Below are 12765 nucleotides of genomic sequence, written 5' to 3'. Positions count from 1 at the left end.
CCGGGGACCGGAGATCGGCGTCCCGGCGGCCTTCCCGGCACCGCGCGGCCGGCTGCCGCGCGTCCTGCCGGCCATTTCCGCCGACGCGAGGGGCGGGGGCCGTGGCCGGAGCGCCTCGTCGGCCTGGGACGATGCCCGTATGAATGATGACGACCGGGACAGTTCGCTCGCGGCGGCCGTGCGACTGCGCACCGAGGGCCACCGGGAGGAGGCCAGACAGCGACTGCTGGCCCTCTGCGCCGAGTTCCCCGCGGACGCGGAGATCGCCTATCAGACCGCCTGGGCCCACGATGTGCTCGGACTGGAGGCCGAGGCGGTGCCGTTCTACGAACGCGGCCTCGGCGGGACCGGGCTCTCGGAGGAGGACCGCCGGGGCGCGCTCCTGGGCCTCGGGAGCACGTACCGGGTGCTCGGGCAGTACGAGAAGGCCGTGGAGGTGTTGCGCGGCGGTGTCGATCGGTTCCCCGACGACGGGGCACTGCGGACGTTTCTCGCCATGGCGCTGTTCAACACCGGTGAGCACCACGAGGCCATGCGGCTGCTGCTGGAACTGCTCGCGACCAGCAGCACGGACCCGTATGTGCGCCAGTACCGGGCGGCCATCGAGCACTACGCGCGGGACCTGCGCGAAACGGTGTGAGAGCCGGCAGCCCCCGCCCGCCCGAACGTCGGACGGGGGCTGCCGGACCCGGGGGAGTCAGGCGTCGGCGCGCGCGGCCATCCGTGCCTTGCGGGCGGCCAGCTTCTCGTCGAACTTCGCCGCCTCGCTGTCCAGACCGCCCATGTACAGGCCCAGCTCCTCCTGCGCCTTCAGGCCCTCGGGGCCCAGGCCGTCGATGGAGAGGATCTTCAGGTAGCGCAGCACGGGCTGGATCACGTCGTCGTGGTGGATGCGCATGTTGTAGATCTCGCCGATCGCCATCTGCGCGGCGGCCCGCTCGAAGCCCGGCATGCCGTGACCGGGCATCCGGAAGTTGACGACGACATCGCGCACGGCCTGCATCGTCAGGTCCGGGGCGAGCTCGAAGGCCGCACCGAGAAGGTTGCGGTAGAAGACCATGTGCAGGTTCTCGTCGGTCGCGATCCGCGCGAGCATGCGGTCGCAGACCGGGTCGCCCGACTGGTGGCCGGTGTTGCGGTGCGAGACGCGGGTGGCCAGCTCCTGGAACGCGACGTACGCCACGGAGTGCAGCATCGAGTGCCGGTTGTCCGACTCGAAGCCCTCCGCCATGTGCGCCATCCGGAACTGCTCCAGCTTGTCCGGGTCGACGGCCCGCGAGGTGAGCAGGTAGTCCCGCATCACGATGCCGTGCCGGCCCTCCTCGGCGGTCCAGCGGTGCACCCAGGTGCCCCAGGCGCCGTCACGGCCGAAGAGGGAGGCGATCTCGTGGTGGTAGCTCGGGAGGTTGTCCTCGGTCAGCAGGTTCACCACCAGGGCGATCTTGCCGATGTCGGTGACCTTGGACTGGTCGGCCTGCCAGGCCTCACCGTCCTCGAACACGCCGGGGAAGTTCCGTCCGTCGGAGAACGGCACGTACTCGTGGGGCATCCAGTCCTTGGCGACCTTGAGATGGCGGTTGAGCTCCTTCTCCACCACCTCTTCCAGGGCGTACAGCAGCTGGGCGTCGGTCCACGCCTTCGGGCTGCCGAGGTGGGGAGCGGTGATCGTCACGGGGGACTCCTGGGGACGGGAGAATTACCTACGGATACGTAGGTTACGAGACCGTAGGTTAAAGCGGCGGTAAGGCCACCGCCAAGCCCGCTCTCACGATGCCCGGTTACGTAACGTTATGTGCGCAGGTCCCGGGGTGTGTGCGGGGTCGTGAACGGGAGTCGGTGCGGCATGCGGCGGGGGATCTGTAACGCTGAATTCCGGATGACCGGGACCGGCCGGCCCCCGGCTGCGGGGCGCTCAGAGGTGTCGGCGTACTCGGAGCGAACCGTCGCGGGGGGCTCGGGCGCGGTCGGGTCGTGCGGTCAGAGCAGGTGGTCCGCCGCGCCGGACTTCACCGCGGAGATCAGCGCGCGCAGCGCCTCCACGGAGTCGCTGACATGGGTGGTGGTGTCCGTGGTGGAGCCGATGTACGCCCTGCCCTGGTCGTCGAGCCCGAAGCGGAAGCAGTTGGCGCCCTCGCTGCAGAATGCCTCGTCCCAGTAGATATCGGTCATGGTCGCTCCTCAGAGGTCCTGGACTATGGATCGGATGAAGTCGCGCGACTCCTCGACGGGTAGCGCGAGTGTGCGCAGGCGCTCCAACAGGCCGCGATAGCGGCGCAGTTGCATGTCGGAGTCCAGCAGCATCGAACCATGCGAGGAATCGAGCTGCACGGTGTCGAGCTGCGGCACCGGGGCGCCCACGTAGGTGAACGACTGTCCGGCGCCCGGGAAACCGCCGGCCGCGAACGGGATCACCCGGACCGTGATCCGGTCCCGTTCGGACTGCCGCAGGATGTGCTCCAGTTGGGCCCGCGCCACCTTCGGGCCGCCGAACTGCATGCGCAGCGCCGCCTCGTGGACCACCGACTCGTACATCGGCGGACGGTCCCGCTCCAGTACCTCCTGGCGGCGCAGCCGCAGCGACAGCCGGGCCATCAGATCGGGTCCGGGCAGTCGCGGATCGGCCGTGTCGAAGACTGCCCGCGCATGCTCCTCGGTCTGCAGGAGGCCGGGGATGTGTGTGGTGGTGGAGGTCGTCAACTCCACCGCGTGGTACTCCAGTTCGGCGATGTCGAGCAGTGCCGGCAGCAGCAGTCCGCGGTGCTCCTCCCACCAGCCCCTGGCGCGCTCCTGGGCCATCTCGGCGAGCAGGTCGACCAGGCCGGTGTCCGGGCAGCCGTAGTTGAAGGCGAGGGTGCGGACCCGTTCGGCGCTGATGCCGAACCGTCCCGATTCGATGTTCGGGATGCGGGTGCGGTCGACGCCGAGCAGTGCGGCGGCCTGCTGTACCGGCATGCCCGACTGCTCGCGCAGTTTGCGTAGTTCGTACCCGAGTCGCTGCTGTCGGGCGGTCGGGGTGCTTCTGGGCGGCAAGGTGCGGTCCCTTCCGGGAGTGGGAGCGAAATGACCGGAACCGCACAAGTAGTAGCACTGTGCTCCGGGGTGCGCTACGGTCGGTAGCGCCAGTCTCACACGCGGCGATCACGCCTATGTGTGATCGTCACCACAATTACCGAAATGTGAGCATCTTGATGAAGGGCGCACTGCGTTGTCTTCCGGCCGTCTCATCGGCCGGGCCCCACCCACCGGTGGCGGACAACCTGAGTTATTCGTTCGCACTGCCCGGCGGCGCCTTCTGTGCCGGCCTCGCACGCGGCGCCGTGAGTGATCTTCTCTCCCGGCACGGCCTGGCCGACCTCCGGGAGACGGCCGTACTCGCCGCCTCGGAACTGGTCGCCACCGCTTACCGGTTCACCCCGGACCGGGAGATGCTGCTGCGGGTGCACTGGCAGTTCGACGCACTCCGCATCACGCTCTACGACCAGCACCCCTCCCACGGCTCGGCCGTCAGGTCCGAGGAATGCCGGGAGCGCCGCAGCGACAGCATGTGGCTGCTGGCCGCCGCGGTCGGCGCACACGGCGGGGACTGGGGGCTGGCGCCCGCGCTGACCCCGTCCGGCGGCTGCAAGGCCTGGGCCTTACTCCACAGCTGACGCTCCGCCCGTACGGCCGGGCCCGGGGCCCGCCCCGCCGGACGAGGGGACTCAGCAGGAACCGCCGAGCAGATCGGTCAGGCCGCGGTCGAGATCCAGGAACCGGTGTTCGTCGCCGACGGGCACCATTTCCTGCGCCCGCTCCAGAAATCGGCGCAGATCCGCGGTGCGGACATGCACCATCGCGATTCCCTCGACGGCATGGAACTCCAGGACCGTGCGCTCGTAGCCGTACGGCCTGACGCGCACGTCCCCGACACCGGCCGCCCCGTCCATCCCCGCCGCCAGCAGCTCGCGAGAGAACTCCCAGGCGACCTCGGTGCCTTCCAGGGTCGCCGGAGCGGGAAACGCCATGCGTACGGCGAACGGATCCTTCGGGTCGTAGTGAAGCGTGGCGGGAAGGGTCTCCATCCGCGGCGCGGACGCGACCATGCGGGCCTGCACGGACTGCTCGATGACTGTGGACAAGACCTGCTCCCTTTCTCGGCCAGATGAACGGTTCCCGGCACTGATACAGACGAGGGAAGTCCCTCATCCGTGCACCGGAGGGTGGCGTGAGCTGTATCACCGCCAGGACCCGCCGCTCGTCCGCTCCCCGGCGGCGTGCCCTGGACTGGGCACGGCTCGTGGGCTAGCTTCCAGCGCCATGAGGGTCAAGGGGAAGACGAGACGACTGATGTCCTGGGGGCTCTGTGCGGCGGCGCTGACCGCGGCACTGGCCACACCGGCAGCCGCGGCGGCACCGTGGGAACACCACCGGCCCGGCGAACGGCCGGCCTGGACACTCACCGACACCGGGACCGACGCCCGCTTCCGCGGCCTCTCCGCCGTCAGCCGCCGCACCGCCTGGGTCGCGGGTACCGGGGGCACGGTGCTGCGCACCCTGGACGGGGGCAGGCACTGGCGCGATGTGTCGCCGCCGGGCGCGGCCGGGGAGGCGCTGGAGTTCCGCGACATCGAGGCGTTCGACGGCCGGCGCGCGGTGGCCCTGGCCATCGGGGAGGGCGAGGCCTCCCGGGTGTTCCGCACGGACGACGGGGGAACGACCTGGACGGAGTCGTTCCGCAACACCGACGCGCGTGCCTTCTACGACTGCCTCACCTTCTTCGACAGCCGGCACGGACTGGCGATGAGCGATCCCGTGGACGGCAAGTACCGCATCCTGTCCACCTCGGACGGCGGCCGGAACTGGCGGGTGCTGCCCGACGCGGGCATGCCCCCGGCCCAGCCCGGTGAGGCGGGATTCGCCGCAAGCGGCCAGTGCCTGGTCTCGTCGGGCCCCCGGGACGTCTGGCTCGCCACCGGAGGCGCCGCGACCGGACGGGTGCTGCACTCCGCCGACCGCGGGCTCACCTGGACCGCGACCGAATCGACCGTCCCCGCCGGCGACCCGGCCCGCGGCGTCTTCGGGCTCGCCTTCCGCGACCGCCACCACGGCATCGCGGTCGGCGGCGACTACCGCGCCGGAGAGCCGTCGCCGGACGCCGCGGCCGTGACGGGCGACGCGGGCCGCAGCTGGCAACGGGCCGTCACCCCGCCCACCGCCTACCGCTCGGGCGTCGCCTGGCTGCCGCACAGCAGGTCCGGCGCGCTGGCGGTCGGCCCGACCGGCACCGACCTCACGACGGACGGCGGCCGCACCTGGCGCACGGTCGACACCGGCTCGTACGACACCGTCGACTGCACCCCGGACGGCGGCTGCTGGGCCGCGGGGGAGAAGGGCCGCGTGGCACACGCGGGACAGCGTCCGGCCAGGTAGCCGGGACCACCGCGGGTCCGCGGGGCTTCCCCGCCGCCTCCCCGCGCCGTCGGGCGGACGGCGGGGCGGCCTCCGCCGGTGGCTCCGCCGGGCTCAGGCGAGCAGCCCGGACAGCCGGGCTGCTTGCCGTTGGGCCGTTCCCGGCGGGTTGCGGGGATGCCGGGGGTCGTCGAAGGACAGGAGGAACAACCAGACGAGCGCCAGCAGCCTGCGACATTCCGGCAGCCGCGCACGTTCGGCGGCGGTCAGGTCGAACAGATCGAGGAACGCCCCCGCATCGAGCGGCGGGCCGATCCAGCCGCCCACGTGTTCCGTGATCTCCGCCAGTTCGAAGGGCCGGTCGCTGAGACCGGAGTCCTCGAAGTCGACCACCCGCACACGAGTGCCGTCCCACAGATAGTTGGCGAGGTTGCCGTCCCCCGGACCGAACACCACCGGGACGTGTGGCGCGTCGGCCCGGTCCATGCCCGAACGGGAGAGCCAGGTGAGGCCACGGTCCATGGCCTCGACCACCGCGTCGCCGGCCCGCGGGCGGACCTGCGGCACCCAGGCACGGATCCGGGCGACGAGCCGCTGCTGCCGGCCGGGCCGCACGGGGACCCCGGCCAGGACATCGGCCGGGACCGCCGCGTACAGCTCGCCGACGGCCGCGGCCAGGGCCCGCAGCCGTCCATCGTCGAGCGGCCGGCCGCGCAGCGGCTCACCCGGCACGCGCTCCATCACCACCACCGGTTCCTCCGCCGCCAGGTCCACGCTGTGCGGGACCGGGGCCAGGCCCGGTGCGTACGCGGCGAGAAGTCCGAGCGCGCGCCACTCCCGCTCGCACTCCGCGTGGCTGCCGCGCCGAAACGTCTTGATCACGCGGTCGGACCGGAGGTCGACGGCGTGCGTACTCCACGGCACGGCTGTCCGCCCCGTCCCCGCTATCCGGGCAACTGCTGCCGGTAGGGAGCGAGTTCGTCGGAGGTCTTTGTCGCGATGAACTCGGTGATGCGGTACGCGCACACGCCCTGCACCGAGAACGGATCCTGCGAGACGATCCTCTCGATCCCCGCCCGGTCGTCCCCGACGGCCAGGATCACCCCGCCGTCGCGCGGGTTCTTGCGGCCCGACGCGATGAACACTCCCGCCGCGTACTGCGCGTCCAGCCAGACGACATGGTCCTTGAGCAGTTCGTCGACGCGCTCGACCGGGGCGGTGTAGGTCAGTTCGAGTACAAACATGACCGCCAGGCTACGGGGACGCGGGGCCGCGGCGGCCCCCGGGCCCGCCCCGGGGGCAGCGCATAGGATCGGCCGCACCATGACGAACCTTCCGATGCCCGCCGATGAGGCCGAAGCCCGGGCCGTCCAGGACACCCTGCGCTCAAGGGTGGTGCTCGACGAACCCGGCCCGCCGCCCGGAACCGGCCGGGTCACGGGGGTGGACGTCGCCTACGACGACGAGCGCGATGTCGTCGTCGCGGCGGCGGTCGTCCTGGACGGGGCGACGTTCGAAGTGGTCGCCGAGACCACCGCCGTCGGCCGGGTCACCTTCCCGTACGTCCCCGGCCTCCTCGCCTTCCGGGAGATCCCGACGGTGCTGGCCGCGCTCGAATCCCTGCCGGTCGACCCCGGACTGGTGATCTGCGACGGATACGGCCGGGCGCACCCGCGCCGCTTCGGACTCGCCAGCCACCTCGGCGTGCTCACCGGCCTCCCGGTGATCGGCGTCGCCAAGAACCCGTTCACCTTCTCGTACGAGCAGCCGGGCCCCCGTCGCGGCGACTGGTCCCCGCTGCTCGACGGCGAGGAGGAGGTGGGCCGGGCGCTGCGTACCCAGGACGGCGTGAAGCCCGTATTCGTGTCGGTCGGACACCGGACCGGCCTGGACAACGCCTGTGCCCACACCCTGCTGCTGGCCCGCGACTTCCGTCAGCCGGAGACCACCCGCAGGGCCGACTCGCTCTGCCGCAAGGCGCTGCGGGAGGCGGCCGCCTGACGGCGCGGGGCGCGTGAGTACGCGTACGGATACCGTTTGCCGATCATCACCGGCAAGCTTGTACGCATGAACGAACATCGAACGTCCACGCGACCCGGCACCGTCTACCTCGCTCAGCGCCGGGTCGCGATAGGGATGACACTCGGGATGATCGCGGGAGTGGTCTGGGCCGTCTCGATGATCTGCACGCTGGTCTCCTGGGCGCTCTGAGCCCACGGCGCACCGCCGCGCCCTGTCCGCCCGCCCGTGGCCAGGGCCTCTAGGTGTGCAGATCCGGGCCCTGGGCGTTGAGCAGCGCGCGCCAGGTGTCCTCGTCCCCGGTACCCGTCGCCGGCAGGTTCCGGGACTCCTGGAACTCCTTGAGCGACCGCATGGTCGAGGGGGTGTACGTACCGGTGCTGTCGGTCGGCACCCCGGCGTGGTGCAGCAGGTACTGCACCGCCGTGACGGCGTCGGGCTCGGTGGCGCGCGAGTCGACCGTGACGATCAGCAGGGGCCAGGTGTCCTTCCCGACCTTGCCGTCCGGGGTCAGACCGTGTGCGGACTGGAACTGTTTCACGGCCCGTGCCGTGGCCGGACCGTAGTCGGCGTCGACCTTCACGTCGAAGCCGTTGGCCCGCAGCAGCAGTTGCACCGTACGCGCCTTCCAGAGCACATCGCCCATGCGGGCCAACGGCCAGTCCGTGCCCTGCGACGGGCGGTCCGACACGTGCGCCGTGGTCTTGGCGTCGCTCTGTCCGGCGGTCGGCGCCAGCCACCACACGAAGGCGCCGAGCACGAGCAGGAGGAGCGAGGCGACGGCCAGGGTCGGATACGCGACGGGGGAGCGGTCCCGCCAACGGGTCGCCGCCCCGCGCGGGCCGGCCGGTCCGGCGGGCACGGACGCCGTTCCTGGCGCGGCCGTGGCCGTGGCCGCCGGGCGCCTGCGGGACGGGGCCGCCCCCGCCGCCGCGTCGGCCAGGCCGCACGCCCGGACCAGGTCGTCGGCCGGAGCCCGCAGCGCCGAGTGCAGCTGCTCGACGATCCTGCGTGGGGCGTTGGAGGCGTGGGCGGGATTCAGATAGCGCGACAGGGTGGTCTGGTCGACACCGAGCCGTTTGGCGAGGGACTGCTGAGTGGGCTTCTCGCGGCCGTCGCGGGCCGACGACTCCCACCAGTTCCTCAGCAACTCGGCGAGCACGCGCCCCGGCTGCTCGTCACGGCCCGCCACAGTGTTGTCCGTCATGGTTCTTCCCCGACTCTCCGTGTGCGTAGCCGCAGGTCAACGCCGTGCATCGGGAACGTGCCCAGGTGTGCCGACCCGCGGGACGCAGATCGTAGTGAAAGCCCCGTTCCGTACCGGACGGCCGAGGAGCGGCCGGCCCGCCGGCCCCGGAGGGCCGCTCCGCGCCCACCCCTTCCCAAAGGTGCTCCTGCCTGCGCATACGTGGCGGAACGGGTGGTAGCGGGCCCGTCGCCCGTGGTGCGGGGGGATCCGGGCGCGCGGTGGACATCACCCGTACGAGTGCGCGTCCCCGGCCGGCACGGGTCACCACGGGGCGAGCCGCCCACCCGCCCCGGGTGACCGTCTCTCAGCGGGCCGACGCGACCCGGAAGCGCAGTCCGGCCGAACGCAGCCGCCCCAGCAGCGCGTCCCCCATCGCGGCGGCCGTGGTGACCTGCCCCGATGTCGGCGGGAGCTCGTCCAGGGCCAGACAGAGCGCGGACTCGGCGAGCATCTTCGCCGTCTCGTCGTAGCCGGGGTCGCCGCCCGAGACCTCGGTGAGGACCCGGTGCCCGCCGCCCTCGCCGACGAACCGCACGGTGAACCAGCTGCGCCGGCGGCGTTCCGCGTCCGGCCCCTTGCCCGGCTCGTACCGGCCCATCAGCCAGGACCGGGCCGCCGGGACCTGCGCGGCGCCCAGCAGGGCGCCGACCGCGGCCGTGCCTCCGAGCGCCACGGGCAGACGGCGCACCGAGGCGAAGTGGCGGTAGCGGAAGTCGGGGCCGTAGCGGGCCAGCACCCGCGCCGAGCGTTCGACGACCTGCGGGTCCAGTGTCGGCAGCGGGAGCGCCCAGGTGCCGGTCTCCGCACTGAAGTGCGGGGTGCCGAGCAGGGCGCGGGCGCGGCGGGCGACCAGCCGCGGTTCATGCAGCCGGCGCTCCCGGGCGGCGCTGAGCATCCGGGTACCCCGGCCCATCGCGGTGAGCGCCGAGGCGAACGTGCCGCCGGAGAAGACGGCGTTGCTGCGTACGAAGCCGTCGACGGTCAGGGGTACGTCCCGCGGCAGCTGCTGGACGGTGAAGTAGACCCCGAGGTCGTGCGGTACGGAGTCGAAGCCGCAGGCGTGCACGATCCTGGCCCCGGTCTCGCGGGCCCGCGCGTCGTGCTCCAGATACATCCGGTCCACGAACTCCGCCTCGCCGGTGAGGTCCGCGTAGTCCGTCCCCGCCTCGGCGCAGGCCGCTACCAGCTTCTCGCCGTACCAGACGTAGGGGCCCACCGTCGTGGCCACCACCTGGGCGGACTCGGCGAGTTCGCGCAGCGCGTGCTCGTCCCCGGCGTCGGCGTGCAGCAGTGGGAGCTCCGCGCAGCGCGGGTCGATCGTGGTGAGCCGTTCGCGCAGGAGCTCCAGCTTGGCCCGGTCGCGTCCGGCCACGGCCCAGCGGCAGCCGGAGGGTGCGTGGGCGGCGAGATATTCGGCGGTGAGGGCGCCCACGAAGCCGGTGGCGCCGAAGAGGATTATGTCAAAGGGGCGTTCTGCCCCGTTCTGCCTGTTCATGTGTGCCTCCGCGGGGCCGGCGCCGATGTGGCAGGCAGAGGTTAGCGGAGGAGATCGTGGCGGTGTGCGGCCGGGCGGCCCCCGTGGGAGAGGATCCGGGGAAAGAACTAAGCGCTTGCTCGCCCCAAGGGGTTGTGCGGAGCGCGGCGCGTTCTTAGCATCATCGCTGTTACATCAGTTGTGTCATACCGCTGGGGGCTCGATGGCAACGACAGAGCACGGCTCGCACGGCCCGCTGTCAGGGGTGCGGGTGGTCGAACTGGCAGGCATCGGCCCCGGCCCGTTCGCCGCGATGCTCCTGGCCGACCTCGGCGCCGACGTCGTCAGGGTCGACCGGCCCGGCGGTGCGGGGCTGGGCATCGACCCCGCGTACGACCTCACCAACCGCAACAAACGGTCCGTGCTCGTCGACCTCAAGGCCGAGGACGGAGCCGCCCGGGTGCTCGATCTCGTCGAGCGCGCCGACATCCTGATCGAGGGCTACCGGCCGGGCGTCGCCGAACGCCTCGGCGTCGGCCCCGACGCGGCGCTGGCCCGCAACCCGAGGCTCGTCTACGGGCGGATGACCGGCTGGGGCCAGGACGGGCCGCTCGCCGAGCGGGCCGGCCACGACGTCGCCTACATCGCGCTCACCGGCACCCTCTCCATGATCGGCAAGCCGGGCGAGCCGCCCACCGTCCCGGCCAACCTGGTCGGCGACTACGCGGGCGGCTCGCTCTATCTCGTCGTGGGTGTGCTCGCCGCCCTCCAGCACGCCCGCACCTCCGGCGGCCGGGGCCAGGTCGTGGACGCGGCCATCGTCGACGGTGCCTCCCACCTCGCCATGATGATCCACGGAATGCTGGCGGCCGGCGGCTGGCAGGACCGGCGGGGCTCCAACCTCCTGGACGGCGGCTGCCCCTTCTACGGCACGTACGAGACCGCCGACGGTCGGTACATGGCGGTCGCGCCGCTGGAACAGCGCTTCTACGAGGAGTTCGGCAGACTCCTCGGGATCGGGGACGACGCGCCGGACCGGAGCGACATCGGCCGGTGGGAGGAACTGCGCACCGTCGTCGCCGACCGGTTCAGAACCCGTACGCGTGCCGAGTGGACCGAGGTGTTCGAGGGCTCGGACGCCTGCGTCGCCCCCGTCCTCTCCCTCCGCGAGGCGCCGCACCACCCGCACCTCGCCGCCCGCTCCACCTTCGTCGAGCACGACGGGCTCACCCAGCCGGCGCCCGCCCCGCGCTTCTCCGCGACCCCCGTCTCCGTACGCCGCGCACCCGCCCGGCCCGGCGCCGACACCGCGGAGGTGGCCGCCGACTGGGGCGTACCCGGCATCGCGCGGCCCCCCGGGCGGGACGCCGGCTGACGAGCGGCCCGAAGCGAACCCCGGCCGGCCCGCACCGGACCGGCCGGCCCCCACCGTCAAGAACTGGCTCCAGGAGGCACGCAGTGCAGCGGCAGATCTTCACCGAAGAGCACGAGGCGTTCCGCGAGACCGTGCGTACCTTCCTCACGAAGGAGGTCCTCCCGCACTACGAGCAGTGGGAGAAGGACGGCATCGTCTCGCGCGAGGCATGGCTCGCGGCCGGCCGGCAGGGGCTGCTGGGCCTCGCCGTGCCCGAGGAGTACGGGGGCGGCGGCAACACCGACTTCCGCTACAGCGCCGTCCTCGCCGAGGAGTTCACCCGGGCCGGCACCCCCGGCCTCGCGCTCGGGCTGCACAACGACATCATCGGCCCCTACCTCACCGGCCTCGCCACCGACGAGCAGAAGCGGCGCTGGCTGCCCGGATTCTGCAGCGGCGAGACCATCACCGCCATCGCCATGACCGAACCCGGCGCGGGCTCCGACCTCCAGGGCGTCCGCACCACCGCCGAGGACAAGGGCGACCACTGGCTGCTCAACGGCTCCAAGACCTTCATCTCCAACGGCATCCTCGCCGACCTGGTGGTCGTGGTCGCCAGGACCACCCCGGAGGGTGGCGCGAAGGGGCTCTCACTGATCGTCGTCGAACGCGGCGCGGAGGGCTTCGAGCGGGGCCGCAACCTCGACAAGATCGGCCAGAAGTCCCAGGACACCGCGGAGCTGTTCTTCGACGACGTCCGCGTGCCCAAGGAGAACCTGCTGGGCGAACGGGACGGCGCCTTCATCCATCTCATGACCAATCTGGCACAGGAACGGATGGGCATAGCGGTCGCCGGGATCGCCGCCGCGGAACATCTCCTGGAGATCACCACGAAGTACGTCAAGGAGCGCGAGGTCTTCGGAAGGCCGCTCTCCAAGCTTCAGCACATCCGGTTCGAGATCGCCGAGATGGCCACCGAGTGCGCCGTCACCCGCACCTTCATCGACCGCTGCATCGTCGACCACTCCGACGGCACGCTCGACGCCGTGCACGCGTCGATGGCCAAGTGGTGGGCCACCGAACTGCAGAAGCGCGCCGCCGACCGCTGTCTCCAACTCCACGGCGGATACGGCTACATGGCGGAATACCCGGTCGCCAGGGCATTCACCGACGGCCGCATCCAGACCATCTACGGCGGCACGACCGAGATCATGAAGGAGATCATCGGCCGCTCGCTGCTCGCCTGATCCTGTCGCACAACCACCCTCGAAAGGCTGCTGT

The 12765-nt window shown here is 71.8% G+C and carries 15 protein-coding genes; 7 read left to right on the top strand and 8 right to left on the bottom strand.

Annotated elements, in window-relative coordinates; genetic code table 11:
* Nucleotides 1-139 precede the first annotated feature (139 nt).
* The gene (locus ACGF8B_RS26260) at nucleotides 140-640 is read left to right on the top strand and encodes a tetratricopeptide repeat protein (RefSeq protein ID WP_392743113.1); all 501 of its coding nucleotides are present in this window, start codon (nucleotides 140-142) and stop codon (nucleotides 638-640) included.
* A gap of 57 nt (nucleotides 641-697) precedes the next feature.
* On the opposite strand, the gene ACGF8B_RS26255 is transcribed toward ACGF8B_RS26260, so the two are convergent.
* The 3 genes from ACGF8B_RS26255 to ACGF8B_RS26245 all read right to left on the bottom strand — a co-directional run bounded on the left by ACGF8B_RS26255 (nucleotide 698) and on the right by ACGF8B_RS26245 (nucleotide 3030).
* Nucleotides 698-1672, bottom strand: a complete 975-nt coding sequence (locus ACGF8B_RS26255) for an acyl-ACP desaturase (RefSeq protein ID WP_384756531.1) — start codon at nucleotides 1670-1672, stop codon at nucleotides 698-700.
* Between the two features lie 305 nt (nucleotides 1673-1977).
* Entirely contained in the window at nucleotides 1978-2169 is a 192-nt protein-coding gene (locus ACGF8B_RS26250; RefSeq protein ID WP_342279676.1) for a hypothetical protein, read from the bottom strand.
* A gap of 9 nt (nucleotides 2170-2178) precedes the next feature.
* Nucleotides 2179-3030, bottom strand: a complete 852-nt coding sequence (locus ACGF8B_RS26245) for a Scr1 family TA system antitoxin-like transcriptional regulator (RefSeq protein WP_392743110.1) — start codon at nucleotides 3028-3030, stop codon at nucleotides 2179-2181.
* 146 nt (nucleotides 3031-3176) lie between these two features.
* Here ACGF8B_RS26245 and ACGF8B_RS26240 point away from each other — a divergent pair, with 146 nt between their 5' ends.
* Complete coding sequence (locus ACGF8B_RS26240; protein WP_392743108.1) at nucleotides 3177-3650, top strand: ATP-binding protein; 474 nt, start codon at nucleotides 3177-3179, stop codon at nucleotides 3648-3650.
* Between the two features lie 51 nt (nucleotides 3651-3701).
* Here ACGF8B_RS26240 and ACGF8B_RS26235 read toward each other — a convergent pair whose 3' ends face one another.
* Entirely contained in the window at nucleotides 3702-4118 is a 417-nt protein-coding gene (locus ACGF8B_RS26235; RefSeq protein WP_392743105.1) for an SsgA family sporulation/cell division regulator, read from the bottom strand.
* A 178-nt stretch (nucleotides 4119-4296) separates the two neighbouring features.
* On the opposite strand from ACGF8B_RS26235, the gene ACGF8B_RS26230 reads away from it, so the two are divergent.
* The gene (locus ACGF8B_RS26230; RefSeq protein ID WP_392743102.1) at nucleotides 4297-5409 is read left to right on the top strand and encodes a WD40/YVTN/BNR-like repeat-containing protein; all 1113 of its coding nucleotides are present in this window, start codon (nucleotides 4297-4299) and stop codon (nucleotides 5407-5409) included.
* A gap of 93 nt (nucleotides 5410-5502) precedes the next feature.
* Here the strand turns inward: ACGF8B_RS26230 and ACGF8B_RS26225 are convergent, their stop codons facing one another.
* Together ACGF8B_RS26225 and ACGF8B_RS26220 are read right to left on the bottom strand one after the other, a co-directional pair.
* Complete coding sequence (locus ACGF8B_RS26225; RefSeq protein ID WP_392743100.1) at nucleotides 5503-6270, bottom strand: phosphotransferase family protein; 768 nt, start codon at nucleotides 6268-6270, stop codon at nucleotides 5503-5505.
* Nucleotides 6271-6332: 62 nt separating this feature from the next.
* Nucleotides 6333-6632, bottom strand: a complete 300-nt coding sequence (locus tag ACGF8B_RS26220; RefSeq protein ID WP_392743097.1) for a YciI family protein — start codon at nucleotides 6630-6632, stop codon at nucleotides 6333-6335.
* 79 nt (nucleotides 6633-6711) lie between these two features.
* On the opposite strand from ACGF8B_RS26220, the gene ACGF8B_RS26215 reads away from it, so the two are divergent.
* Both ACGF8B_RS26215 and mmpA read left to right on the top strand, forming a co-directional pair.
* A complete protein-coding gene (locus tag ACGF8B_RS26215) occupies nucleotides 6712-7389 on the top strand; it encodes an endonuclease V (protein WP_392743094.1) in 678 nt (225 codons plus the stop codon).
* Between the two features lie 66 nt (nucleotides 7390-7455).
* The gene (mmpA, locus tag ACGF8B_RS26210; protein WP_392251045.1) at nucleotides 7456-7599 is read left to right on the top strand and encodes a morphogenic membrane protein MmpA; all 144 of its coding nucleotides are present in this window, start codon (nucleotides 7456-7458) and stop codon (nucleotides 7597-7599) included.
* A gap of 49 nt (nucleotides 7600-7648) precedes the next feature.
* Here the strand turns inward: mmpA and ACGF8B_RS26205 are convergent, their stop codons facing one another.
* Both ACGF8B_RS26205 and ACGF8B_RS26200 read right to left on the bottom strand, forming a co-directional pair.
* Complete coding sequence (locus ACGF8B_RS26205) at nucleotides 7649-8614, bottom strand: peptidoglycan-binding protein (protein WP_392743091.1); 966 nt, start codon at nucleotides 8612-8614, stop codon at nucleotides 7649-7651.
* A 346-nt stretch (nucleotides 8615-8960) separates the two neighbouring features.
* Nucleotides 8961-10151: a saccharopine dehydrogenase family protein gene (locus tag ACGF8B_RS26200; protein ID WP_392743088.1), complete on the bottom strand. Its 1191-nt coding sequence runs from the start codon at nucleotides 10149-10151 to the stop codon at nucleotides 8961-8963.
* 202 nt (nucleotides 10152-10353) lie between these two features.
* Between ACGF8B_RS26200 and ACGF8B_RS26195 the strand changes: the two genes are divergently transcribed.
* Nucleotides 10354-11505: a CaiB/BaiF CoA transferase family protein gene (locus ACGF8B_RS26195; protein ID WP_392743085.1), complete on the top strand. Its 1152-nt coding sequence runs from the start codon at nucleotides 10354-10356 to the stop codon at nucleotides 11503-11505.
* A gap of 83 nt (nucleotides 11506-11588) precedes the next feature.
* Nucleotides 11589-12731, top strand: a complete 1143-nt coding sequence (locus tag ACGF8B_RS26190; protein ID WP_392743082.1) for an acyl-CoA dehydrogenase family protein — start codon at nucleotides 11589-11591, stop codon at nucleotides 12729-12731.
* Nucleotides 12732-12765: the final 34 nt, after the last annotated feature.

The organism is Streptomyces sp. NPDC047917, from assembly GCF_043204345.1.
GTDB classification, from domain to species: Bacteria; Actinomycetota; Actinomycetes; order Streptomycetales; family Streptomycetaceae; genus Streptomyces; species Streptomyces sanglieri.
This window is presented reverse-complemented; position numbering and strand designations above follow the sequence as displayed.